Here is a 24,179-nt window from a genome sequence, read left to right as displayed (position 1 = left end):
TTAGGAAGTATATATGTTTCTTGAGATGTGTAAACTTTCCTTGTTATAGTTGACAGAGATAGAGTTAAATGATAAATTATAGGAGGAACAAAATGAAAGAAAATTATGTAGAAGTTGATAGCTTGCGTCATGAAATTGACAATCAAGAACTATCAGGTAATTCCGCAGCTGGATTCAGAACTGCAGTTCGAATGACTAGTCAAGGTCGCTGTGGGTGGGCTTTCACTTTTTCTTATGAATGTACATCACCAAATGTCCGCTGTGGATAGAATGAACAAGATTGGAGGGTAAGATGGAAGGAATTATTGGAACACTTGAGTTTTATGCTCCCGTATTGATTTTAGGAGTATCCATTATTGGTGTCGTCTACGTTATGAAAAAACGGAAAGAACGGAAATGATGTATATTTAAAAAGCCATACTAGTTTATGGCTTTTTTACTTGTCTTTAGAGAGATTATGCACGAATTACTCATGATATTAAAGAACAGATTGATTATAATAGTCTTGTAAAATAGAAATGGAGGAATACTTATGTCACAATTAGTTGTAAAAAATTTAAATAAAGAGTTTGGGGAGGGAGATAGTCTAGTTCATGCTTTATCGGATGTTAATCTCTCTGTAAAGACAGGAGAATTTCTTGCTATCATGGGAGCAAGCGGCAGTGGAAAAACAACTTTGTTAAACTGTATTTCAACAATTGATAAGCCGACGTCAGGTGATATTTCCTTTGAGGGATTTGATATAATCAATGCAACAGATAATCAGTTGGCAAACTATCGCTCACAAAATATTTCCTATATCTTTCAATCTTATAATTTAGTTGAAACTTTAACAGTTTATGAGAATATTGTCTTACCGTTACAGATTCAAGGAAAAAAAGTTTCTGATTGTCATTTAAAAATAGAAAATATCCTAGAAAAATTATCAATTGGTCAATTACGAAATAAATTTCCCAATCAATTATCAGGAGGACAAAGACAGCGTGTTGCAACTGCACGTGCTCTAATTGACGAATCTAAACTGCTTATTGCAGATGAACCAACAGGTGCTTTAGATTCGGCTAACTCAGAAAATTTAATGGCTCTTCTGCAAGATATTAATCAAGATTTTGGCATTACCATTTTAATGGTGACACATGATCCAGCAGCAGCTAAGTATTCATCACGGATTATTCTATTAAAGGATGGGCAAGTTACAGCAGATATGTACCGCCACTCTTTATCAAATGAAGAATATTTACAAGAAATTTATAAACATACACGATAAGGAGAAGTAAGATGTATCCAAAATTAATTCTTAGAAATGTTCAAAGAAATTTACAGACATACACAGTTTACTTTCTTAGTTTGACGTTAATTTATAGTCTACTCTATGCATTTAATGCTTTGCCAAATCATCCTGTCATGCAAAGTTTATCAGGTGCTAAGGAGATGATGACAACCATTATGACACAATATATGGGGCTATTATCTTACGTTGTATTGAGTACAATTGCTTTTTTAGTTGTTTACTCCACTGGTTTCGTATTAGGCCGAAGAAAACAAGAGCTAGGTCTATACGCAACATTGGGGATGAAAAAACGTCATATTGTAGGAACGCTTTTCTGTGAGACAATGGTTGTTAATCTGTTTGCTTTGCTTGCAGGATTTATTTTAGGGTTAGGAGTACTGATTGTTCTAGCACATATTGCCTCTAATTTTTTTATGGGGAATTATTTTGGTAATATGTTTTTCCTAGACATGAAATCAGTGAATTTACTAGGAATATCATATTTAGCAACAAGTGTAATTATTGGTGTGATGGACATATTTACCTTTAGAAAGCAAGCTATTATTTCTCTTATTCAAGAAAATGGTGTTAAAAGTTCTATTTTTTCGAAAGGAGAAACAAAGTGGCAAGTGCTATTATTTATCTTATCGGCACTAGTTATTTGCTTTGGATGTGTCTATCTATCAGACTATACTCATATTTCAATTCTTAGAAATTGGGGAATGTTACTTATAACACTGTTTGTACTAGTTATATTTATTTTTTACAGTACATTAAGCCATTCTTTGATCCGCTTAACTTATTCATTGCCAAATTGGTATTTCAAGAAATATAATTCATTTAAACTCAGACAACTATCTAAACAGGCAGATCGTAATTCGGTGACTATATCGGTATTATCGCTTTCCTTGACATTAGCAACTAGCTTATTGATTTTTAGTGGTAGCGCCTACAGTTCATTGAGTAATGATTTAAATAAATTTATTCCTTATGATATTGATGTGCAGATGTTTAAGGGAGAAAAATACCATTATAACAATATAGATGTAAAGAGTAAGTTAAAAGAAGATGGTTTTGACTTTTCGATTATTGATAAAGAGTTTGAGTATCCAACTTATATAAGTGAATTGACTTATAAAGATATTATTGATACAAGCAATTTATGGGATTTAGATAAAGAATTAGGAGATTCGTTCGTTAATATTGTTTCGCTTACTGATTACAATTCTTTATTAAGACTTCAAGGGAAAAAAGAAGTCAGTTTGTCAGACAATGAATTTTTAATAAATGCAAACTATAAAGGCACTAGGAAGCAGATTAGGGAATTTCTCTCTAAAAATAACGAATTGACTGTTTCCGGTGTAAAGTTAAGGTCAAGTTCTAAAAGTGCTTTGGAAAATGTTTATTTTGTTACTACAGTAGAAAATAATGATCGAGGGACATTGATCGTTCCTGATAAAGTAGCGAAAAAATTGACTGTTAACAGTTTACATTATGTAGCCTTATATAAAAAAGGGATTGATAAACGAAATGTTGAATCATTTTTAGAGAACTGGATTGAAAATTATTATTTTACGGATCAAGAAGGAAATCAATCTGATTTTGTATATCAAACAAAAGTTCGATCAGCAGAACTATATCTAGGATTTATGGGAGTCATTGTGTTAGTTCTAATTTTTGTGGGAGTTATTTTTACAGTCATCACATTGAGTATTCTGTCGTTGCAGGCTTCTACAAATGCATTAGAAAGCGTTAATGATTACAATATACTTTATTTACTAGGAAATCAAAGAAAGCAAAATAAAAAAATTATTTTTCAACAGATTCTTGCCTATTTTCTAATCCCGTTGCTAATAGCTGTTCCATTGAGTTATTCACTTAGTAACAGCTTATTAGGCTACTTTGAAAATTTCGCGAATACGACAGTTGTCATTGATGCAAAATATTTATTGTTTATGATTGGCTTATTTGCAGTTTATATCTATTTTACCTATAAAGTTTGTTTAAAGGCTAGTAATCAGACCCGATGAGTGAAAACCAGAATAGGATATTAGCTATCCTTATTCTGGTTTTGTGATATAATGATAATAAAAAATCATAGTAGGAAATTTTAAATATGAAGACGTGGTTAAAGAATATTTCTGATAACTCACTATTGTTATGGTGGATCACTTTAATAAATCATTTTATATTAATGATTTATATATACCTTCAAATTCCATTTGACTTTTCATCAACTTTTACTCAAAAATTTGCAGTTGTTTTTATTATTTTGTTGATTATTTCTACTTACATTTGTAATTTCTTAAAGTTTAAATATAGTGAATTGAAGTTGTGGCTATTACTATCGCTATTTTTAATTAGTTGGCAATTGGCTCTGAATTTGAATGTTGAACACACATTATTCCATTTTTTAGATTTACTTCATCCCATTAATTCTTTTCTATTAGTTTATAGTTCAGTATCTATTATTTTGTTAGGTAAAAAAATAGGTGAGGAACTATTTTTTGTAACTTTTATTGTTATAATTATTACAGAGATATCTTATTTTTTTAGCAAGCCCCTCTTTTTATTTTTATCTATATTTACATCATTTTTCATTTCTTACTTACCTATTATTCTGTTAATGATGTATAAAAAAGAGTTGAAATCTTTTTTAAATTACCAGAGGAAAAATTTAACCTTCCTTTCATTTTTCCTACCAGTTACTTATATTATTTTATATATTAATACGACTGATATTGGTATTTTAAACTTTTTATGGTATGTAGAAATTCTTTTGGTACTTGTTGCGTTCCACTTGAAAACAATTTATATGAGTTTTCAAAAAAAGATAGATGAGTTGAAACTATTATATATTGAGGCAAGTTTAAAAGTACTACTGGGGGTAAGTATCCTTTTGGTTACTACATTTATTATTGTAAGGCTAGACTTAAAACAAAGTTTTATTTGTTTTAATTTACTTGTGCTGATAGTTGGATTTCTAACGGAAGAATTTATTAGATTATTTAGAGGTAAGCGGCTAACGGGTGCAAAAGATTATTTAGAAGTTTTATTTTTGAAAAGAAATAAGATGGTGAAGAATTTGTTAGCTAATGAAGATATAGAGCAACAATTCGCAGAATTTCTTCATAACGAAGTATTACAAAGCGTGATGGCTATTAAAAATTTTAATAAATATGGAGAAGATGAGAAGTTTAGAACTCAGATTGGATATGTCTCAGATGAACTAGTTCAACGTATCCGAGAGAGAATGGATTATTATCAACCAATGAGTAGTGGCAATGAGGAGTTAACTAAAAAATATACATCATTAATTGATAGAATATTGAGGAGATATGAGACTATGAAAAAAGTTGAAACAGATTTTCAGTCTGATTTTTTTCTAATGGAACCGTATGATAAGATTCTTTATCGCTTTATTGAAGAGTTAGTGACCAATGCTGTTAAATATTCGTCAGGCCATATTATTTCGTTATCTCTCTCTGTATCTGACGATATTATTTATTTATCTTGTAAAAATGATTATGATATTTTTAGTAACCATCTTGGTTATGGGTTAAAGAATTTAGAAAATCGTGTCAGTGTTTTAGGTGGAACAATAGAAATTCAGACAATGGATGCTATGTTTCAAGTAGAAATCCAATTACCAATAGATAAGGAGTTATGCTATGAAAATTTTATTAATTGATGATCACAAGTTGTTTAGTCAGAGCATAAAAATGATTTTAGAGCTATCAGAAACAATTGATTATGTTGATTTAATTGAAAATTTTCAATCAGTAGATGATATTGATTATAGTCGATACGATATCATTTTGATAGATATTAATTTGACTAGTATTTATGAAACAGATGGATTAGCCTTGGCAGAAGAAATGATAAAAAAAGAACGAGGTATTAAAATCGTTATTTTAACAGGATATAGCAAAAAAATTTATGAATATCGAGCTCAGAAGATGGGAGCTTATGCTTTTATTGATAAAAGTATCGATCCAGATAAGCTTCTTACTCAATTAAAAGGTATATATAGTGGAAAAAAGTATTTTTCGGTAGAAGAAATCGTGGATATCTTGTCTGAACGAGAGATAGAAGTGTTAGAATCGGTCAGAAATGGTTTAACAATTGATGAGATTTGTGAAACCTTATTTTTAAGCAAACGGACTGTTTCGAATCATTTGGCAAATGTATTTTCAAAGCTAGGTGTTAATAATAGGCAGGAGGCAATCCATAAAGCAGAACTTTTAGGATATTTCTCTCCAGAGTAGGATTATCTGTTATGCCAATTTGGCATAAAATTTAAGATTCGTTCAAATCTTAATTATAATTTCATTAGGAGTGAACGAATGTATAGGCGACTAAGAGATTTGAGGGAGGATTCTGACTATAGTCAAGAGTTTATTTCAAATTATTTGAGTTGTAGTCAATCCTTTTATTCTAGAATAGAAAGTGGCACCAGAGAATTGCCAGTAGATATTTTGATTAAGCTTTCAAATCTTTATAGTGTGAGCACGGATTATTTGTTACATCTAACAGATTTTCGTAAAAGAATACAAAAATAGAAGTCTCTCCTTGTTTGTTCATTGACAACTGAATAAACCAAGGTGGGACTTTAATCATTTGTGGAGCAATTTAGCCTGGTACGCCGTGAGATGAGCGAGAATTATCGGCTATAAAATAGGTTGGTTACCTATCTGCCATGAGACAAATGAGGATAATGATACTTCTGAACGTTCAGGCTGCCATCGAGAAAGGACAGCGGGTGCAATCCCCATGTAGGACTTAACCAGTTCTTCCCACTGAGGTCAATATTTTGAAGTAAAGGAAAAACGTTTATGGAAAAAATACAAACAGGTGCGGAATTACCGCAGGTTGTGATTGAGGGTTATAAGGTGACGGTGCAAGTGACGAATAAGTCACTTAGTCTGACGGATATTTTAGATGATTTATTAGGTCGAAAGCTTGAAAAAATTTGAGGTTTTAGCGGACATGTTTTTAGAAATGATGTAAAATAGAGTTGTAGAACCTCAATCCTTAATCGGTAAGCACCTAAATACTGATTAAGGAGATACATATGACAAAAACCTGTATTTATTTACGCTTATCACGAGATGATGGGGATAATGTGGAAAGTAATTCCATCATCAACCAACGCTCACTTTTGAGAGATTATGCCAGAAATCATGATTTCACCATTTTAGAAGAATTTATGGATGATGGTATTAGTGGCTTAACCTTTAACCGCCCTGACTTTAACCGTATGATGGCTATGGTGAATGATAAGACAATTGATACTATTATTGTTAAGGACTTGTCACGCTTCGGTCGTGACTATATTGAGACTGGGAAATACCTTCAGCGAATTTTTCCTGCTATGGGAGTTAGGTTTATCTCGGTTAATGATCACTATGATAGTATGACTGCTGATACAAATGAAACACACTTGGTTATGCCCATTAAAAGTCTAATTAACGATAGCTACTGTCGAGACATTTCAACCAAAGTTCGAAGCACTCAAAAAGCTAAACGACAAAAGGGCGAGTTTATTGGAGCTTTTGCCCCTTATGGCTATCGCAAAGATGAAAAGCAACGGAATCATCTAGTGGTTGATGAGAATGTACGCCCTACTATTGAGAAAATCTTTACTCTTAAATTAGAGGGATATTCGTCAAACGCTATTGCAGGGTTTCTTAATCAAGCTGGGGTAGAAACGCCTCTACAACGTAAGAAAGCCTGTCAAGAAAAGATTAAAGGTTTTCATGGTCATAACTACAAGTGGGACACGAAAATGGTCAATCGTATTTTGACAAATCGTGTCTATACAGGTAGTTTGGAACAGGGGAAGCAAACCAAACTCAATTACAAGTCACAAAAGTCTGTAGCTGTGAATCCAGCAGATTGGGTACGAGTTGATGATACACATGAGGCGATTATCTCAAAAAGTACGTTTGAGCTTGCTAATAATCTCTTACTCAGAGATGTCAAACATGGGAAGAAGCTGCCTGACCTATTTGCAGGATTATTATTTTGCAGCGACTGTCAAGCTCAGCTTGTACAACGAAAGCTCCGCTACAAGGATAAAGAGACTGTTCAGTATATTTGTAGCACCTACAATAACGGAAGAGGATGTAGTCGCCATGCAGTCAAGCAAGTGATATTACTTGACTTAGTATCGACCTTTATTCATCAACATCTTGACTGGAAGTCTTATCTGATTAAAGCAGTTCCTGATTATGTTAATCAAGAACAGTTTTTGGAAGTCGATTTTACTTCTCTACTTGAGAATCGCAAGAAGTACGAACAGTTGCTCCAGTCCTTGTATTTGGATTTAGACGACGGTTTGATCAATGATACAGAATACCAAGAGTTTCAGCGATGCTATCGCCAAAAACTAAATCAAATTGAAGACACAATCATTCAAAAGAAAGAGTTAGCTCAAATCCTGTATGATAAACTTCAGGATAAGGAGAAGTGGTTAGACCAGTTGAGTACCATACAAAATAACCGAGAGCTCAATCGCCTCACTCTAGTTTCCTTGCTTGACCGCATTGTCATTCACGAAAATCAGGAGCTGACCTTGGTGTTTCATGATATGGCAGAACTCGAAGTCCTCCAGCAGTTTTCTCATCGAGAGAAGGAGGTGGTCTAATGGCACGTACCAAGAACCGCTACCGTAAGGAAACAGAAGAAGGGTTATCTCTTAAAACCTATCGAACAGGCATTTACATTCGTTTGTCGAATGAACGTACAGAAAGTTGGCGAAACAAATCGCACTCCTTAGAAACGCAAGAAAGTCTGGCTAGGAACTTTGCCAAGGAAAGGGGGCTATTTGTAACCAAGTGTTACATCGACTATGAGTATTCTGGGACAAACTTTAATCGACCTGCCTACCAGGACATGATGGAAGACCTCAAAAAAGGGATTATCAACTGTATCTTGATTCGAGACTTATCCCGCTTGGGTCGAAACTACATTGAGATGGGACGACTGATTGACAAAGTATTCCCCTTTATGGGGGTTCGCTTTATCTCAATCAATGACAATTTAGACACACTCAACGGATTAGAAGATAAGAAATCCTTTGAAGTGGAAATCAAGAATTTGGTCAACGACTTATATTCTAAGGATATTTCAAAGAAAGTTACCGCTAGTCATATTCAGAAAGCAAAGCAAGGTTATTTCATCGCTGGCTTTGCTCCCTATGGATATAAGTTAGAAAGAAGAGAGGGTGGTAATCGTTTAGTCATTGATGCACTAGTTCAACCTGTTATGGTAGATGTCTTTGAAAAGTTAATGGCAGGCCAATCTATCAACCAGGTGACAAAATACCTTAATCAGCAGAAAGTTGCTACGCCAATGGCCTATCGCCAAACAGGAGAAAGGTATAGAACAGAGAATGATACACGACAATGGCAAAGTGCGAACCTTCAGCGACTTGTTCAAAATCCTGCGTTTTATGGTAGCCTCATTCAACGTCGGCATAATAAAACTTTATCTGAAAAAGATTTTATTCAAGTAGATGATTGTCATGAGGGTTATATTACAAAAGAAGAATATCAAACCCTTCAAAAACTAATCAGGGAACGTCGTTCCATAAGAAAACAGACTCAACCTCGTACTACTAATCGTTATAAGGGGCTTATCTATGTCAAGGGGCAATCAACTCAAATGCGAAGGTACTGTAAGCATTTCTCAAATTCCAAATCAGAGTATGATTACTATTACTTTATGGAATATCTTCATGGTTCAGCACCTTCAGAGAAACAAACTGTCTATATCAGTGAACAAGCCTTAGATAAGATTGTGTTGAGCTTGGTTCAGGCAGAGATGAATCGGCTTGGCACGGTTAAAAACTTATTGCCCAAATTAGAAATGAAGAGGAATGAATATCTTAGAGATTGCCAAAAGAAAATAAAAAAATTTCAAAGGACTTTGGCTAGTCTACAAGCTGAGCAAAGCGAGCTTTATCTGAATTACCGCCTTGAGGCTCAGGAACGAGAGACTTATTTGTCTCAAAAGGCGACGATTACCTCAAAAATTGAAACCCTCTCAACAGAAATAGCCCATTATGAGGCTTTAGCGATGAAAATTGAGGAGAAACACAGTCAGCAGGTCAGTTGGGTTAAACATCTTGCTAAATGCCAAAATCAATCAGTTTTAACGGCAGAACTGCTTAATGAAGTGATAGAACGGATAGATGTTGAAGTGGATAAGTCTGTGATAGTAACTTTTACCTGCCTGATGGGAGGTGATGACCATGTCTAAAATGGCTTTATACCTTCGTCTTTCCGTCGATGAGGACGGGACAGACGAAAGTAACTCCATTACCAACCAACGCTATCTTTTGAATCAGTACCTTGATCAGTCATCAGACTTTAATCATTGGGAACGCTTGGAGTTTGTGGACGATGGTTTTTCAGGAACAAGTCTTAATCGGCCTGCTTTCCAACGCTTAATGGCTGATGTAAAGTCGGGAATTATCCGTCATATCATTGTTAAGGATTTGTCTCGTTTTATGCGTGATTATCTGGAACTAGGGAATTATTTAGAAAATATTTTCCCTTTTCTCGGAGTTCGCTTCATAGCTATAAATGACCAATATGATAGTTTGACATCTGAACAAAATGGACTGGATATTGATGTTCCGTTTAGAAACCTCCTCAATGATTTCTATGCCAAGGATGTTTCTGAAAAGGTTAAGAGTGCGATGAACAGCATGAAACGCTCGGGCAAAAACATGAGCTGGTTGCCCCCATTTGGTTATCTCAAGGATCCAGAGGACCGTTTCAAGATTATTATTGACGAGACAGTTGCACCAATTGTTCGACGGATTTTCACCTTGTATCTTGATGGTAATAGTTACCAAACAATTGCTCGACTCCTGAATGAAGAACAAGTCATTACTCCAGCAGAACGAAAGATGCAAATCAGTCAGGCACGTTACGCAAAGTCACTCCGTTTAACAACTGAGCAAAAACGAAATGTTTGGAGTAGCACTACCGTTGGTCAAATTTTAAAGAATGAAGCCTATAAGGGAACTTATCTGTTTAATACTCGGACGTATGTAAGGGGGAAGCATGTTTTCAGACCAAAATCAGAGTGGGAGCGGATTGAGAACAATCACGAAGCGATTATTTCATCAGAACTATTTGAACAAGTTGCTCGATTAAAAGCTAAGAAGGTTATCCAGAAAAAACACTCTCATCCTCCGAAAATTCCTAGCATTTTAACAGGACTGATTCGTTGTGAGCATTGTGACCATTCTTTGATTGGTTCATATAACCATCAAGGTTATCAGTATTTTTCCTGTCGCTATTGTAAAGGACAGGGAGAAAAAATGAAGTCATGCCGAGCAGACAAGATTGAGCAAGCAATCAAGGAGAAACTTGGGTATGAGGAGGATAAGTCCCGCCCAAAAGCTTCTAAGACTAGAGTTCTTAGAGAGATTGAGCGATTAAAGAGACAAAAACTATCCTTTTTCCAAGACTACAAGGATAGCCTGATGACTAGGGAAGATTACATTACTAAGAAAATGGTAATAGACAAAACTGTTAGGAATTTAGAAGAACAGCTGAAAGAAGTTAATACATTTCAGTTGTTGAGTAATGATAGGTTAACAAAAGAAATAGTTAGCACTCACATTGAAAAAGTAGTTGTTGACTGCCTCGGATTTTTTACAGTTATCTATAAATAGTTGAAGAGGAGACTTGAATCGTATCAAGTCTCTTTCTTGATAGGTTGATTTGTGATACAATTAGTGTGAAATCTAGTAAATAAATAGTGTCAGTTACTTGACATAAGAGGGACATATTGAAGAAGGCGAGAATTTCCATGATTCGGTTGTTCGTGAGGTCTTTGAGGAGACCGGCTTGACGATTGGAAATGCACGATTAGTCGGAATAAAGCATTGGCCGGACAAGGAAGGGCATCGTTACATTGTATTTCTCTATAAGGCAACAGAGTTTACAGGAGCTATCCGATCAACTGAAGAAGGTGAAGTGCGTTGGGTCGAGAAGTCGGACCTGCCTCAGATGGATTTGGCCTATGATTTGCTAGAAATACTGAAAGTCATGGATGAGCCAGATTTGTCCGAGTTCTTTTATACTAGAAAAAATGAAGATGGAGAGTGGGATAAGAATTTTAGGTAGAAGCTAGAAATAGCTTCTTTTTTATGTTGTTTGAATAAAAATACAATAAATAAGTTGACAAATGTATAAAAATGACATAAAATGTTTTTATCTTTCAAAAAAGGAGAAAAAATATGCATTTCACTACAATGAAAGTCCGATGTTTTATATAAAAAAACGGTATAAGTATGCACAGGATTATTTTAAAGGAGAATATGATGATGAAAAAATATATTATGACAGGCTTGGTTTTACTAGCAACGATGACCCTAAGCGCTTGTAGTGGAAATGCTACTCAAGAAGATACTTCTTTGAAGGATGTTCAGGAAAAGGGAAAACTAATTGTTGCATTAAATCCAGAATTTCCACCATTTGAGTTTAGAACACTGGTTGATGGCAAAGATACAATCGTTGGAGCTGACATTGAGCTTGCAAAAGCCATTGGGCAAGAATTGGGTGTAGAAGTCGAATTTTCAGCGATGAGTTTTGATAATGTTTTGAACAATGTCCAGTCAGGGCAATCGGATATTGCCATTTCAGGAATTTCAGCCACTGAAGAGCGTGCAAAAGTGTATGATTTTTCCATTCCTTACTACACCTCAACCAATAAAGTTATTATAAATAAAGAGGATTTTGCACAATATACATCGCTTGATTCTCTAGCTGAGGCAAATATAGGAGCACAAAAAGGTTCTATTCAAGAACAAATCGTTAAAGAACAGCTTCCGTCTTCCACGGTTATTGCTCTAGCTTCGAACGGAGAGCTGATTAATCAATTAAAATCACAGAAGGTAGAAGCAGTTATTTTTGAAGAGCCGATTGCGAAAGCCTATGTTGCTAAAAATGATGATTTGGTTATTTTAGATACTGAGATAAAAAGTAGCTATTCAGATGCCTATGCTATTGCCTTGCCAAAAGGAAGTACAGCTTTAAAGGAAAAAGTTGACTCTGTCATTACAAAACTAGTAGAATCTGGACAGATGGATCAATTTGTTCAAGAAGCCTATGAATTATCCATTGCTAACAATTAAATTTTATACAATTAAAGTGAATAAAAATAATATTTTCTTGACAAATGTATAAAAATGAATTAAAATGAGAATACATTCTGAAAAACTGCAAGAAAATACAATGAAAATCAAAAAGCTTGTGTTTTTTAGAATAGGTATTTTATTAAAATAAAGAGAAGGTAGTTAGGAAATATGAAAAAAATCTTGGCATTAGTAGCAACAGTTTTAGCAGGACTGACATTGGCAGCTTGTTCTTCGACGTCATCACAATCTGCATTAGATAAAATTAAAGAAAAAGGAACATTGGTAGTGGCAACTAGTCCGGACTATGCTCCATTCGAGTTTCAGGCACTAGTTGATGGAAAGAATGAAGTTGTTGGTGCAGATATGATGTTGGCTCAAAAAATAGCCGACGAACTTGGGGTCAAGCTTGAAGTTTCAGCAATGAGTTTTGACAATGTATTGTCTAGCGTTCAAAATGGCAAAGCTGATATTGCAATTGCTGGTCTTTCTTACTCTGATGAACGTGCAAAAGTTTTTGACTTCTCAGAAAGTTACTATCAAATTTCTGATGTATTACTTATCAAAAAAGATAATGCCAGTTCACTCACTTCAATTGATGCTATGAGCGGAAAAACTCTCGCTGTACAAAAGGGGTCAACACAGGAAGCTTACGCACAGGAAAATATTAGTCAAGCTAACCTAATTTCTTTAACCTTGATGGGTGAAGCTGTAAATGAGCTCAAATCAGGAAAAGTTGATGCTATTTTAATGGATTCTCCAGTTGCTGCTGGTTATGTTTCACAGAATTCAGATTTAGCCGTTGCATCCGTTGAATTTCCAACGATTGATGAGAATTCGAAAGTCATTGCTTTGCCAAAAGGTAGTACAGAACTAAAAACTGCGATAGACAAGGTTATCGCAGAAGTAAAAGCAAGTGGTGAGTTTGATACTTTCCTTGAGAAAGCTGCAACATATACAAGTGTTGAATAAGAGAAACGAACAATCATCGGAAACGGTGGTTGTTTTTGCATGCAAAAAGAATGGAATAAGTGAGCCACACCCCAAAAGTTAGACAGAAAATTGGGGTCGGTTCAATACTCCATTCTCATATATTATATTATTTCACACGCTCTAGATAAAAACTGGTCAAACGTGGTACAGTAATTCTAGCTCCATTTTCATCGGGATAGAGGCTAAATGTGTCCATTGGAATAGCATTAGATGAGAAGACAAGTTTATATTCGCTGTCAGCTGGCAAATCCAAGTGTACATCAAATAGTTCTTGATCATTAAAGTTATGAATAGTCAAGATTTCTTGCTCATCACTAGTGCGAGAAAAAGCATACAGGCTTGCTTCTTCATCTATTTTTACCCAATTAAATCCTTTTTCATAGGCTTGGTAGTCATATTTCCAGAAAGCATCATGTTCTTTATAGAAAGTAGATAATGTTTTCATCATTTGATAGAAAGAATGGTGGATTGGAAATTGTAGCAGTCCCCAGTCCATTTCTGTATATTCGTGCCATTCACGGATATGACCCCATTCATTTCCCATGAAGAGTAATTTCTTTCCAGGATGGGCAAAGTAAAAGCTGTAGTAGACTCGAGCCAGATGGAACTTATCTTCGTAGTCGCCATTCATCTTCTCGATAATGGAGTGCTTCCCATGAACAACTTCGTCGTGCGAAAGTGGTAGTAAGAATTGCTCGTTTTGGTTATAGTACATACCAAAAGTGATTTCATTTGAGTGATATTTTCGATAAATAGCAGGGCGTTCCATGAATTTTAGTGTATCATTCATCCAACCCAAATCCCATTTCATATCAAAACCGATACCACCTTCTTCTAAAGGATGGGTTACTTTAGGGAAACTTGACGAATCTTCCGCAATCATCAAGACACCCTTATAGTCTGTATGAACCATGGCATTGACACGTTTGATAAAGTCAATAGCGGCATGATTTATCTTATCTTCATCTGTTTCACCACGCCAATAGAGGAGATAAGATAGTGCATCAACACGGATGCCATCAAAATGGAAATATTCCAACCAGTATTTTAAATTAGAAAGAAGGAAAGAACGAGTCAGTCCTTTTCCAAGGTCAAAATTAGCAGTCCCCCACTGGTGGTTTTCACGATCTTGTTCGTAGGAGTATTCGTATAGCCAACTACCATCAAACTGGTAGAGCCCATGAGCATCTTTACAGAAATGAAGTGGTACCCAGTCAAGAATCACTCCGATTCCTGCTTGGTGACATTGGTCAACTAAATACTTAAGTTCATCTGGCTTGCCATAGCGACTAGTTGGACTGTAGTAGCCTGTTACCTGATAGCCCCAAGACGCATCGAGAGGATGCTCGGTAATTGGCAATAATTCAATATGTGTGTAGTTATTTTCCTTGATATGTTCGATGAGAAGTGGAGTAATTTCCTTATAACTATTGAAAGCTTCCACAGGAGCTCCTCCTTCATTCTTATTAGCAAATTTTTGCTTCCACGAACCTAAGTGCACCTCGTAGATGGATACTGGCTGTTCTTTAAAATCATAGTTAACACGATGATACATCCAGAGGTCATCTTTGAATTTATAACGCGAATTGTAGGTTGTAGAGGCAGTGTCTGGACGAACTTGGCTGAAAAATGCATAAGGGTCAGCCTTATATATTTCACGCCCATCGTGTGTGATAATCAGATATTTATAATCTTCAAGGGATTTTAATCCGTCTACATAAAGTTGAAACACACCATCAATTTCACGCTCCATAGAGTGACTGCGTTGCCACTCATTAAAGTTGCCAACTAAGAATACTTCTCTGGCATTTGGGGCATAGACACGAAATTGGGTTCCGATAATTTTGTTTCCTTCTTTTATAATATGAGCACCCATTTTTTCGTAAAGAGTGGTATGCTCACCAGCATTCATATAATATAAATCTAGGTCAGTAAATTCTGTCATAGCAATCTCCATTGCCGAAAAGGAGTGGACTAGGGTCCCACTCCGATTCAGTTTATTTTTTCATCTTATTTCCTAACCACTAATTTCACGGTAGAGCCAGATGTATTTCTCTGCCGAAGCTGTCCAACTAAAATCACGCTTCATAGCTTGTTCAACCATGGCATGCCAGTCATCGGGACGATCATAGTAGGTTTGAAGGGCTAAATCATAGACTTGTCGCATATTGTAAGCGTCACGCCCTCCAAAGCTAAAACCAGTTCCTTCTTTGGTAGACATATTGTATGGTGCTACAGTATCAACCAAGCCACCTGTTTCACGCACTAGAGGGAGTGTTCCGTAATGCATTGAAATCAACTGGCTAATGCCGCATGGTTCAAACATAGAAGGCATGAGGAAAAGATCGCTTGCTGCATAAATTTGGTGGGCAAGTGGTTCATTGTAACCACGGTAGAATGCAAATTTATCAGGATAAGCGTGTTTAAAGTGATTAAAGGCATTTTCAATGTCTTCCTCACCATTGCCTAAGATAACAAATTGGACATGGGCTTGAAGAAGATGACCAAGTACCTCGGTCAAGAGGTAGAACCCTTTTTGCCATGTCAAACGAGAGACGATACCTATCAATAGGACATTCTCATCTTGTGGAAGGGCAAATTGTGCTTGCAGGGCCAGTTTATTAGCCTTTTTACTTTCAATCGTTTCAAGACTATAATTTCTCACAAGGTACTGGTCTGTTTGACTATCCCAACTGTCATAGTCGATACCATTGACAATACCAACCAAGTCATATTTGCGCAACTCTAGTACATGTTGCATGTTTTCGCCGAATTCTTCCGTTAGGATTTCGCGAGCATAAGTTTCAGAAACTGTAGTAACCTTGTCAGCGTATAGAATACCAAGCTTCATGAAGCTGATACATTCATCATGAAAACGAGCAATACCATCCAAATAGTAGCTATAGTCCATGCCAAGCGCTGACCAAAGTGCTTGTTTGTGGAAAATTCCCTGAAAAGCCAAGTTATGAATAGTGAATACATGCTTGATATTGCGGAATTCTTCGCGGTAGCTATAGAAAGTACGGCAAAGGAATGGAAGGGCAGCAGTGTGCCAGTCATGTGTGTGCATGACATCCGGGAAGAAATGAAGTGCTTCTAACAGACGACATGTAGCATGTTGGAAATAGCCAAAACGCATAGCATCATCGTCGTATCCATATAGTTCATCGCGTTCAAAGAAATCGCGGTGCTCAATAAAATAGAATGTCACTCCATCAACAACCTGACTGTAAACATTTGCCATAGATTGGATGTCGCCAGCCCGCACATCAAAACTTGATACGTAATCGAAATCAGCATGGTTATTGATAGCAATTTTCTTATAGAGAGGAAGTACCACTCGGACGTCCAACCCCTGTTTTACCAATTCTTTAGGTAAGGAACCGATTACATCGGCCAAACCACCAGTCTTGATGAACGGAAGTCCCTCGGATGCTACAAAGAGAACAGATTTTTTTGTCATGTTAGCTCCTAAATGATTTGGTGTGGTTTCAAGTATGAAGGCGAAGTTTCGCTTCCCTTGATGTCAATTGGGTGAATAATTTTAGTTGCTTTATCGATAATTGCATTTTCAATATTTGCCCCACTCTTGATTGTCACGCCATTGAGAATGATTGAGTTTTTGATAACAACGCCTTCTTCGATGATAACATCGCGGTCAATGACTGAATTTTCGACTTGACCATTGATGTTTGCCCCGTTTGAAATTAGGCTACGTTTGACCTCTGCCAATGGACCATACAAACATGGTGAGCTATCACTTGTTTGGGTATGGATTGGCCAATCATGTTTGAAGAGGAGTTTGCGGGTATCTTGGTCAATCAATTCAATTTGAGTATTGAAGTAGGAAGCAGTCGTATTGATACATGCGACATAATCACGATGTGCATAGCCCATAATCTTGTACTGGTCAACTGTATCACGTAAAATATCTTTTAACCAGTAGAGAGACGACACTTTGTTAGCACGTTTAATCAAGTCGATAAATGTAGTCCGTTTCATAATGTAGGCTTCAAGGGAAACGGGACGGTTTTTATATTTACCATGGTTTTCCTCAAAAGCTACGACACGATGGTCTTCACCAAATTTGAGAGTTTGGCAGCCGATGAAATTTTCTTTAGCATCTGAAACGTTTTTATAAAGAACGGTAATATCAGCATCCGTTGCGATATGGTCATCCATGACTTTTGAAAAATCCTGGCTATAGATAAAGTAAGATGGAGCAACTAGCACATAATCTTTTGTAGAATTTTCGATGTAGTGGATGTTTTCTGTGAAGGCATTAATATCATGACGATAGACACTATTTGGGTCTGTTGCGCTATTGAGCAAGCGAAGGGTACCGCGTTTACTGTTGATATTATAGTGTTTGCCTGTACCAACGTGCTGAATTGTTGAACGCATTTCGGCAGGCATGTACACTTGGAATTCTGTAATTCCAGAGTTTGACATATTGGATAGAGCAAAGTCAATTAGGCGATAACGACCTAAGAAACCGAAAGCTTGTACGCCACGGTGCTTCATCACATCACCAAAATGTACATTGTTTCCTTCAATATTTACAATTCCGAGAGTATTTCTTAGCATAGCAGTCCTTTCTTACTTGGTCACATTCTTGTCAATCAAGAGGATATGGTCGATGTCTCCTGTGAGTTTAACTCCGTCGGCAATTTTAATATTTTCAGCGACGATGACGTAGTCAAGTTCAACTCCTTCACCAATAATAGCTCCCGGTAGAAGAACTGAATTTCTTACAACAGCATCTTGGTTTACTTGCACATCTGTAGAAATAACAGAGTGTTCAATTGTTCCGTCAATGACAGCCCCCTTATCAATATAGGCTGATTTTACAGTTGCAGTTGCACCAATTACTTGAGCTGGTGAGCCCTTGTCTTCGGAATAGATTCTCCAAGAACGGTCGGACAAGTCTAAGTCACCTGCATGGTCAATCAAGTCCATATTAGACTCCCAGAGGCTATTGACAGTACCTACGTCTTTCCAATAGCCACGGAATGGATGTGCAATCAAAGTACGGCCATCTTCAAGGTATTTTGGAATGATATCATGTCCAAAATCGTGTGAAGAAGTATCTAATTTGTCATCTTCCTGGAGGTATTTTTTCAAGGTCTTCCATGTGAAGATATAGATACCCATTGAGGCCAAGTTACTCTTTGGATTTTCTGGTTTTTCTTCGAATTCTTCAATGCGGTAATCTTCATCCGTATTCATAATACCAAAGCGAGAGGCTTCTTTGATTGGTACTTCGATAACAGCAATTGTCGCATCAGCTTTTTTCTGAATATGAGTATCAAGGAGTTTGTCGTAGTTCATCTTGTAGATATGATCTCCTGAAAGAATGAGGACGTATTCAGGGTCATGAAGATCGATGAAGTCAATATTTTGAGTGATTGCATCAGCTGTGCCCTTGTAAAGACCAAAACCTTCAATCTTCTCACTTGGTGGCAGGACAAAGATACCAGAACCTTGTACGTCCAAGCCCCAACGTTGGGATTGTGCAACATAAGAGTTTAATAGTACAGGTTCATACTGGGTCAATACACCGACAATATCGATACCAGAGTTGGCACAGTTACTGAGGGGAAAATCAATAATACGGTATTTTCCTCCAAATGCGACCGCTGGTTTAGCGACTTTCTTTGTCAAACCTTCAAGACGAGTACCACGTCCACCAGCAAGAATCATAGCTAACATTTTATTTTGAGCCATCTAACCACTCCTTAATATATATGATACATGTATTATAGCATAAACTATAAAAAAATGAAAGCGTTTCCTAGAAGAAAAGTGAAATATTCCAAATTTCTTTTCAAAAGCTTTCATAAATATATTATAACATATTGTTTTGTGTATGTCTATATAAGAATAGATTTATTTTTTACCGAATTTTACTTCTTCAAGCAAGTAATTGATAAATTTTTCACCCATGTCTGATAACATGGCTTTCTCATGTTGAATGTAGACCAATTCAATCTCATCATCAAATTCAAGTGGAATAGATACGATATTATCTCCATTAAGATTTGAATTGAGGATACCTGTTGCGATTGTATAGCCATCCAGACCGATTAAGAGATTAAAGAGGGTGGCTCGGTCGGAAACAACGATCGATTTTTTATGGTGTTCCTGAGCCAAAATCTCTTCGGCAAAGTAGAAGGAGTTGTGGATACCTTGCTCATAGCTGAGATAGGGGAAATCCACTAAATCATCAAGAGTGATTGATTTCTTCTGTGCTAAAGGATTTGTCTTGCTGACAAATACATGTGGTTTCGCAGTAAATAGATGCGTATAAGATAGGCGGTTATCGTCCAAGAGTTTTAACAAAACATCTCGGTTGAAATGGTTGAGGAATAGGACACCGATTTCTGAACGGAAGTTCTTAACGTCATCAATGATTTCCCATGTCCGCGTTTCCCGTAGAAATAGTTCGTAATCCTCCAAGTCTGTCTCTTTCAATAAAGAAACGAATGCGTTGACCACAAAGGCATAGTGCTGGGACGATACACTAAATAGCTGCCGTTTGGCATTTGGATTTTTATAGCGATCTTCCAATAGTTCTGTTTGTTCTACGATTTGACGGGCATAGGAAAGAAACTCCATACCATCTTTGGTCAGTGTAATCCCTTTTGAATTGCGTAGAAAAATCTTGATATCCATTTCTTTTTCCAAGTCACGAACGGCATTGGAAAGGCTGGGTTGGGTGATGAAGAGTTGCTTGGCAGCCTCATTCATACTGCCAGTTTCTGCGATTTTGATAATATAGTATAATTGTTGGATTCTCATACTTCTATTGTAACATGATTTGACAAATTATTTTAAAAAATGTATAATTCTAACAATTTATCCTTTAACTGAGTCCAGAGAGGCGAAGAAGGGAACGTGATAAATAGGGCAAATGCTGCCTTCTTTTCGTGTAACCTTGCTAGCCAGCAAGGTTTTTTCTCTATATCGACTTTCTTGTTTTCTGTGTCATTGTTATATAGAATAGGAGAAAAGATGATTTTAAAAGAACAGATGTTACTGGTGGACCAAGTCCAACTAGCGCCACGAATTTTTGCTATGACCTTGCAGGGTAATATGGTCCAAGATATGAAAATGGGTCAGTTTATCCATATTCGTGTCCCAGATGATTCCATGCTCTTGCGGAGACCAATATCTATTTCCGAGATTGATAGGAATAAGTCTCAATGTCGGATTATTTACCGAGTGGAAGGTCAAGGGACGGAAGTCTTTTCGAAAATGACTGTTGGGCAGTATTTGGATGTTATGGGACCGCTTGGGAAAGGGTTTGAAGTAGACTTTCTCAAAGAAGATGACCGCATTCTCATCATTGGAGGAGGAATCGGTGTTCCTCCCTTGGTGGAAGTGGCGAAACAGGCGGCGAACCGTGGCGCCAAAGTCACGTCAATCATTGGTTTTGCCACCAAAGAGGCCGTCATTTTGGAAGAGGAACTGGCAAGCTACGGGGTGGTCTATGTCACAACGGATGATGGTTCCTATGGGCGTAAGGGGAATGTCGCAACGGTCGTTGAACAGCTGACAAACGAGTTTGCAGCCATTTACTCATGTGGGGCGCCTGCTATGATGAACTATGTTGACCAACGCTTTCAGGACCATCCTCATGCCTACATTTCACTGGAGGCTAGGATGGCTTGCGGGATGGGGGCGTGCTATGCCTGTGTTGTCAAACCTAAAGAGGGACAAGAACACGAGAACAAGCGTGTCTGCAAGGAAGGTCCAGTCTTTGCGACTGGCAGTCTGATTTTATAGGAGGTTGAAATGACAAAACGATTAGCGATTTCCTTACCAGGCTTGGACTTGAAAAATCCCATCATTCCAGCCTCTGGCTGCTTCGGTTTTGGTCAGGAGTATGCAGATTATTATGACCTTAACCAGCTTGGTTCCATTATGATTAAGGCGACTACCCGTCATCCTCGTTATGGCAATGCGACTCCCCGTGTAGCCGAGACACCAGCAGGTATGCTCAATGCCATTGGACTTCAAAATCCAGGTGTTGATGCAGTCTTATCCGAAAAATTACCATGGCTAGCGCAACATTTTCCAGATTTGCCAATCATTGCCAATGTGGCTGGTTTTTCTAACGAAGAATATGCCTATGTATCTGGAAAGATTTCAAAGGCCCCAAACGTAAAAGCTATCGAGCTGAACATTTCCTGTCCCAATGTGGACCACGGAAATAATGGTCTCTTGATTGGACAGGTGCCAGAATTAGCCTATCAAGCAGTAAAAGCAGCAGTCGAAGCCTCATCTGTACCTGTTTACGTTAAGCTGACACCAAGTGTGGCAGACATAACCTTGTTGGCCAAGGCTGCTGAGGATGCTGGAGCGACTGGCTTGACGATGATAAATACCTTAGTTGGTATGCGATTCAATCTCAAAACTCGACAACCAATCTTGGCAAATGGTACAGGAGGAATGTCAGGTCCAGCAGTTTTTCCGGTTGCTCTCAAACTCATTCGTCAGGTTGCTCAGATGACTGATTTACCGATTATTGGTATGGGTGGTGTGGATACGGCGGACAAGGCTATAGAGATGATGGTTGCAGGAGCTTCAGCTGTAGGGGTAGGAACAGCCAACTTTACAGACCCATTTGCTTGTCCAAAGATTATTCAAGACTTGCCAAAACGCATGGAAGTTTATGGTATTGATAGTTTGGAAGGTTTACGCCGAGAAATCAGACATAGCTTGGGTAAGCGTTGACAAAGGTAAAATAAAAGAGTAATATAAAGAAAATATCTCCTTTAACTAAGTCCAGAGAGGCTAGGAAGGTGTCATGTAATAGGCTTGAAAGGTGATTTTCAAGCTGAATTCGTGCACATCCCTGACCGATTTGGCAGGGATTTTTGTGTAAATGAAAGGATTTTATGAAAGAAACAAGACCAATTATTGCCCTTGACTTTGCAGGAATAGAAGAAGTTCAGTCTTTTCTGGAACAGTTTCCAGCAGATGAGAAACTCTATGTAAAGGTTGGAATGGAGTTGTATTATGCGGAGGGACCAGGTATTATCAATTATTTGAAAGGCTGTGGTCACAGTATTTTTCTAGATTTGAAACTGCATGATATTCCTAATACCGTCGAGTCTGCTATGAAAGTCTTGGCAAAACTCGGTGTGGATATGACCAACGTTCACGCTGCTGGTGGTGTTGAGATGATGCGGGTAGCACGAAGGGGATTGGGTAAGGATGCTGTTTTAATAGCGGTCACTCAGTTGACCTCTACCTCAGAGGAGCAGATGAGAACAGACCAGAATATACAGACTAGTTTGCAGGAAGCGGTTGTTCATTATGCTCAAAGAGCACAAGAAGCTGGTCTTGATGGGGTGGTTTGTTCAGCGCATGAGGTGGCTTTGATTAAAGATGCCACAAGTTCTGATTTTGTGTGCCTGACGCCAGGGATTCGTCCGACTGGCGGTGAAGTAGGCGATCAGAAACGAGTTATGACACCAGCAGATGCTGCTCGAATCGGTAGTGATTACATTGTGGTAGGGCGTCCGATTACAAAATCAGAACAGCCTTACCAGACCTATTTGTCTATTAAAGAGGAATGGAATCGTGAATAAGGTTTATCAGGTTATAATCGATAGACCTATCGGGTATATTGATAAATTTGGCAACCAGTACCCCATCAATTATGGCTACATTCCAAATCTATTGGCTGGAGATGGTGAAGAGCAAGATGTTTACATCATTTCCAAAGATGTTCGGCAGCCTTTGACAGCTTTCGAGGGGAAATTGGTCACGATTATCCATCGCAGAGATGATGTTGAGGATAAATGGGTTCTGACAGGTCTTGATGAAAAACTTACCGTGACAGAAATAAAAGAGAAAACCAATTTCATTGAACAGTATTTTAATTCATGGATTGAAATGGTGGACTAGGAGAAGTCTGTAAGAATTCAACAGGGATAAATATAGTTTTTTGTAGGGTTCATAGATTGAACCAATACTTTAGGAGTGACAGGCTATTCGGCGGGATGGTCATGTTGGAATGGTACGCATTTAGAAGGAGGTCTATTATGACACTAGCAACAGAAATCGCATCACACTTATTGGATATTAAGGCAGTTCATCTGCGCCCTGAAAAGCCGTTTACATGGGCATCAGGTATCAAATCCCCTATCTATACAGATAATCGTATTACACTATCTTATCCTGAAACTCGAAATTTGATTGAAGATGGCTTTGTCCAACGCATTGAAGAGGAATTTCCTGAGGTTGAGGTGATTGCCGGAACGGCCACAGCAGGTATTCCTCATGGCGCTATCATTGCAGATCGGATGAATTTGCCATTTGCTTATATCCGTAGCAAACCAAAAGACCATGGTGCAGGGAATCAATTAGAGGGGCGCATCGTCAAGGGACAAAAAATGGTTGTCGTTGAAGACTTGATTTCTACTGGAGGGTCTGTTCTAGATGCCGTAGCAGCAGCTGAGCGTGAAGGCGCTGACGTTATTGGTGTTGTGGCAATCTTTACTTATGAATTGCCAAAGGCAGATCGTAATTTTGACAATGCTGGCGTGAAATTGGTGACGCTCAGTAATTATTCAGAGTTAATCAAGGTCGCAAAAGTACAGGGATATATCAATGCAGATGGTTTGAATCTGCTTAAAAAGTTCCGTCAAAATCAAGAAACTTGGCAGGAAGACTAGATTTAAAACGAGCCCACGCACGATTTCTGGGAACTTATCCTGTAAAATGGTATAATAGTCTCTAACGTAT

General features: G+C 37.4%; 22 protein-coding genes and 1 pseudogene. 18 read left to right on the top strand and 5 right to left on the bottom strand.

Features of this window, described 5'->3' with window-relative positions:
* Positions 1-92: 92 nt before the first annotated feature.
* The 13 genes and pseudogenes from slmA to P7J49_RS07775 all read left to right on the top strand — a co-directional run bounded on the left by slmA (position 93) and on the right by P7J49_RS07775 (position 13,400).
* Complete coding sequence (gene slmA / locus P7J49_RS07835) at positions 93-269, top strand: salivaricin M family lantibiotic (protein ID WP_024394056.1); 177 nt, start codon at positions 93-95, stop codon at positions 267-269.
* Between the two features lie 263 nt (positions 270-532).
* Complete coding sequence (locus P7J49_RS07830) at positions 533-1,267, top strand: ABC transporter ATP-binding protein (RefSeq protein WP_024394055.1); 735 nt, start codon at positions 533-535, stop codon at positions 1,265-1,267.
* A gap of 11 nt (positions 1,268-1,278) precedes the next feature.
* Positions 1,279-3,300 (top strand): FtsX-like permease family protein, encoded by a 2,022-nt coding sequence (locus P7J49_RS07825; protein WP_029187297.1) that lies wholly within the window; start codon positions 1,279-1,281, stop codon positions 3,298-3,300.
* Positions 3,301-3,386: 86 nt separating this feature from the next.
* Positions 3,387-4,961 (top strand): sensor histidine kinase, encoded by a 1,575-nt coding sequence (locus P7J49_RS07820; RefSeq protein WP_408570349.1) that lies wholly within the window; start codon positions 3,387-3,389, stop codon positions 4,959-4,961.
* Positions 4,942-5,538 (top strand): response regulator transcription factor, encoded by a 597-nt coding sequence (locus P7J49_RS07815; RefSeq protein ID WP_029187296.1) that lies wholly within the window; start codon positions 4,942-4,944, stop codon positions 5,536-5,538. Before P7J49_RS07820 ends, P7J49_RS07815 begins: the two co-directional genes overlap by 20 nt.
* Before the next feature lie 78 nt (positions 5,539-5,616).
* Positions 5,617-5,832 (top strand): helix-turn-helix domain-containing protein, encoded by a 216-nt coding sequence (locus P7J49_RS07810; protein WP_024395821.1) that lies wholly within the window; start codon positions 5,617-5,619, stop codon positions 5,830-5,832.
* A gap of 273 nt (positions 5,833-6,105) precedes the next feature.
* Positions 6,106-6,246 (top strand): hypothetical protein, encoded by a 141-nt coding sequence (locus tag P7J49_RS07805; RefSeq protein WP_032499446.1) that lies wholly within the window; start codon positions 6,106-6,108, stop codon positions 6,244-6,246.
* Between the two features lie 98 nt (positions 6,247-6,344).
* Entirely contained in the window at positions 6,345-7,919 is a 1,575-nt protein-coding gene (locus P7J49_RS07800) for a recombinase family protein (RefSeq protein WP_029187295.1), read from the top strand.
* Positions 7,919-9,535, top strand: coding sequence for a recombinase family protein (locus tag P7J49_RS07795; protein WP_029187294.1), 1,617 nt, complete (start codon positions 7,919-7,921; stop codon positions 9,533-9,535). Before P7J49_RS07800 ends, P7J49_RS07795 begins: the two co-directional genes overlap by 1 nt.
* Complete coding sequence (locus tag P7J49_RS07790; protein WP_099810551.1) at positions 9,528-10,964, top strand: recombinase family protein; 1,437 nt, start codon at positions 9,528-9,530, stop codon at positions 10,962-10,964. The genes P7J49_RS07795 and P7J49_RS07790 overlap by 8 nt, the downstream gene beginning before the upstream one ends.
* Before the next feature lie 109 nt (positions 10,965-11,073).
* Positions 11,074-11,418: pseudogene (locus P7J49_RS07785) on the top strand (8-oxo-dGTP diphosphatase); the annotation flags it as partial.
* A 200-nt stretch (positions 11,419-11,618) separates the two neighbouring features.
* Positions 11,619-12,428 (top strand): transporter substrate-binding domain-containing protein, encoded by an 810-nt coding sequence (locus P7J49_RS07780; RefSeq protein WP_079267489.1) that lies wholly within the window; start codon positions 11,619-11,621, stop codon positions 12,426-12,428.
* 171 nt (positions 12,429-12,599) lie between these two features.
* Entirely contained in the window at positions 12,600-13,400 is an 801-nt protein-coding gene (locus P7J49_RS07775) for a transporter substrate-binding domain-containing protein (RefSeq protein WP_408570348.1), read from the top strand.
* A gap of 127 nt (positions 13,401-13,527) precedes the next feature.
* Here the strand turns inward: P7J49_RS07775 and glgB are convergent, their stop codons facing one another.
* The 5 genes from glgB to P7J49_RS07750 all read right to left on the bottom strand — a co-directional run bounded on the left by glgB (position 13,528) and on the right by P7J49_RS07750 (position 20,222).
* Positions 13,528-15,366: a 1,4-alpha-glucan branching protein GlgB gene (gene glgB / locus P7J49_RS07770; protein WP_408570347.1), complete on the bottom strand. Its 1,839-nt coding sequence runs from the start codon at positions 15,364-15,366 to the stop codon at positions 13,528-13,530.
* A 72-nt stretch (positions 15,367-15,438) separates the two neighbouring features.
* Positions 15,439-16,884 carry a glycogen synthase GlgA gene (gene glgA, locus P7J49_RS07765; protein WP_099876364.1) on the bottom strand — a complete coding sequence of 482 codons (1,446 nt, stop codon included), beginning with the start codon at positions 16,882-16,884 and terminating at the stop codon, positions 15,439-15,441.
* An 8-nt stretch (positions 16,885-16,892) separates the two neighbouring features.
* Positions 16,893-18,008 (bottom strand): glucose-1-phosphate adenylyltransferase subunit GlgD, encoded by a 1,116-nt coding sequence (glgD, locus tag P7J49_RS07760; protein ID WP_009909890.1) that lies wholly within the window; start codon positions 18,006-18,008, stop codon positions 16,893-16,895.
* Between the two features lie 12 nt (positions 18,009-18,020).
* Positions 18,021-19,148, bottom strand: coding sequence for a glucose-1-phosphate adenylyltransferase (locus P7J49_RS07755; protein WP_408570346.1), 1,128 nt, complete (start codon positions 19,146-19,148; stop codon positions 18,021-18,023).
* A gap of 162 nt (positions 19,149-19,310) precedes the next feature.
* Positions 19,311-20,222 carry a LysR family transcriptional regulator gene (locus P7J49_RS07750; protein ID WP_105108212.1) on the bottom strand — a complete coding sequence of 304 codons (912 nt, stop codon included), beginning with the start codon at positions 20,220-20,222 and terminating at the stop codon, positions 19,311-19,313.
* Positions 20,223-20,396: 174 nt separating this feature from the next.
* Here P7J49_RS07750 and P7J49_RS07745 point away from each other — a divergent pair, with 174 nt between their 5' ends.
* The 5 genes from P7J49_RS07745 (at position 20,397) to pyrE (ending at position 24,109) form a co-directional block, all read left to right on the top strand.
* Positions 20,397-21,209 (top strand): dihydroorotate dehydrogenase electron transfer subunit, encoded by an 813-nt coding sequence (locus tag P7J49_RS07745; protein ID WP_408570356.1) that lies wholly within the window; start codon positions 20,397-20,399, stop codon positions 21,207-21,209.
* 9 nt (positions 21,210-21,218) lie between these two features.
* The gene (locus tag P7J49_RS07740; protein WP_105257668.1) at positions 21,219-22,160 is read left to right on the top strand and encodes a dihydroorotate dehydrogenase; all 942 of its coding nucleotides are present in this window, start codon (positions 21,219-21,221) and stop codon (positions 22,158-22,160) included.
* A gap of 164 nt (positions 22,161-22,324) precedes the next feature.
* The gene (pyrF, locus tag P7J49_RS07735; protein WP_408570345.1) at positions 22,325-23,020 is read left to right on the top strand and encodes an orotidine-5'-phosphate decarboxylase; all 696 of its coding nucleotides are present in this window, start codon (positions 22,325-22,327) and stop codon (positions 23,018-23,020) included.
* Positions 23,013-23,339, top strand: a complete 327-nt coding sequence (locus P7J49_RS07730) for an inorganic diphosphatase (protein ID WP_408570344.1) — start codon at positions 23,013-23,015, stop codon at positions 23,337-23,339. Before pyrF ends, P7J49_RS07730 begins: the two co-directional genes overlap by 8 nt.
* A gap of 137 nt (positions 23,340-23,476) precedes the next feature.
* The gene (gene pyrE / locus P7J49_RS07725; protein ID WP_014637891.1) at positions 23,477-24,109 is read left to right on the top strand and encodes an orotate phosphoribosyltransferase; all 633 of its coding nucleotides are present in this window, start codon (positions 23,477-23,479) and stop codon (positions 24,107-24,109) included.
* Positions 24,110-24,179 lie beyond the last annotated feature (70 nt).

The organism is Streptococcus suis, assembly GCF_046032515.1.
Taxonomy (GTDB): domain Bacteria; phylum Bacillota; class Bacilli; order Lactobacillales; family Streptococcaceae; genus Streptococcus; species Streptococcus suis_AL.
Note: the sequence above shows the minus strand (reverse complement) of the source record. Positions and strands in the feature narration are given on the sequence as shown.

Bases quoted from the DNA above. Each gene is read 5' to 3' on its own strand.
- slmA (WP_024394056.1), top strand. From the start codon at position 93: ATGAAAGAAAATTATGTAGAAGTTGATAGCTTGCGTCATGAAATTGAC.
- P7J49_RS07830 (WP_024394055.1), top strand. From the start codon at position 533: ATGTCACAATTAGTTGTAAAAAATTTAAATAAAGAGTTTGGGGAGGGA.
- P7J49_RS07825 (WP_029187297.1), top strand. From the start codon at position 1,279: ATGTATCCAAAATTAATTCTTAGAAATGTTCAAAGAAATTTACAGACA.
- P7J49_RS07820 (WP_408570349.1), top strand. From the start codon at position 3,387: ATGAAGACGTGGTTAAAGAATATTTCTGATAACTCACTATTGTTATGG.
- P7J49_RS07815 (WP_029187296.1), top strand. From the start codon at position 4,942: ATGAAAATTTTATTAATTGATGATCACAAGTTGTTTAGTCAGAGCATA.
- P7J49_RS07810 (WP_024395821.1), top strand. From the start codon at position 5,617: ATGTATAGGCGACTAAGAGATTTGAGGGAGGATTCTGACTATAGTCAA.
- P7J49_RS07805 (WP_032499446.1), top strand. From the start codon at position 6,106: ATGGAAAAAATACAAACAGGTGCGGAATTACCGCAGGTTGTGATTGAG.
- P7J49_RS07800 (WP_029187295.1), top strand. From the start codon at position 6,345: ATGACAAAAACCTGTATTTATTTACGCTTATCACGAGATGATGGGGAT.
- P7J49_RS07795 (WP_029187294.1), top strand. From the start codon at position 7,919: ATGGCACGTACCAAGAACCGCTACCGTAAGGAAACAGAAGAAGGGTTA.
- P7J49_RS07790 (WP_099810551.1), top strand. From the start codon at position 9,528: ATGTCTAAAATGGCTTTATACCTTCGTCTTTCCGTCGATGAGGACGGG.
- P7J49_RS07780 (WP_079267489.1), top strand. From the start codon at position 11,619: ATGAAAAAATATATTATGACAGGCTTGGTTTTACTAGCAACGATGACC.
- P7J49_RS07775 (WP_408570348.1), top strand. From the start codon at position 12,600: ATGAAAAAAATCTTGGCATTAGTAGCAACAGTTTTAGCAGGACTGACA.
- glgB (WP_408570347.1), bottom strand. From the start codon at position 15,366: ATGACAGAATTTACTGACCTAGATTTATATTATATGAATGCTGGTGAG.
- glgA (WP_099876364.1), bottom strand. From the start codon at position 16,884: ATGACAAAAAAATCTGTTCTCTTTGTAGCATCCGAGGGACTTCCGTTC.
- glgD (WP_009909890.1), bottom strand. From the start codon at position 18,008: ATGCTAAGAAATACTCTCGGAATTGTAAATATTGAAGGAAACAATGTA.
- P7J49_RS07755 (WP_408570346.1), bottom strand. From the start codon at position 19,148: ATGGCTCAAAATAAAATGTTAGCTATGATTCTTGCTGGTGGACGTGGT.
- P7J49_RS07750 (WP_105108212.1), bottom strand. From the start codon at position 20,222: ATGAGAATCCAACAATTATACTATATTATCAAAATCGCAGAAACTGGC.
- P7J49_RS07740 (WP_105257668.1), top strand. From the start codon at position 21,219: ATGACAAAACGATTAGCGATTTCCTTACCAGGCTTGGACTTGAAAAAT.
- pyrF (WP_408570345.1), top strand. From the start codon at position 22,325: ATGAAAGAAACAAGACCAATTATTGCCCTTGACTTTGCAGGAATAGAA.
- pyrE (WP_014637891.1), top strand. From the start codon at position 23,477: ATGACACTAGCAACAGAAATCGCATCACACTTATTGGATATTAAGGCA.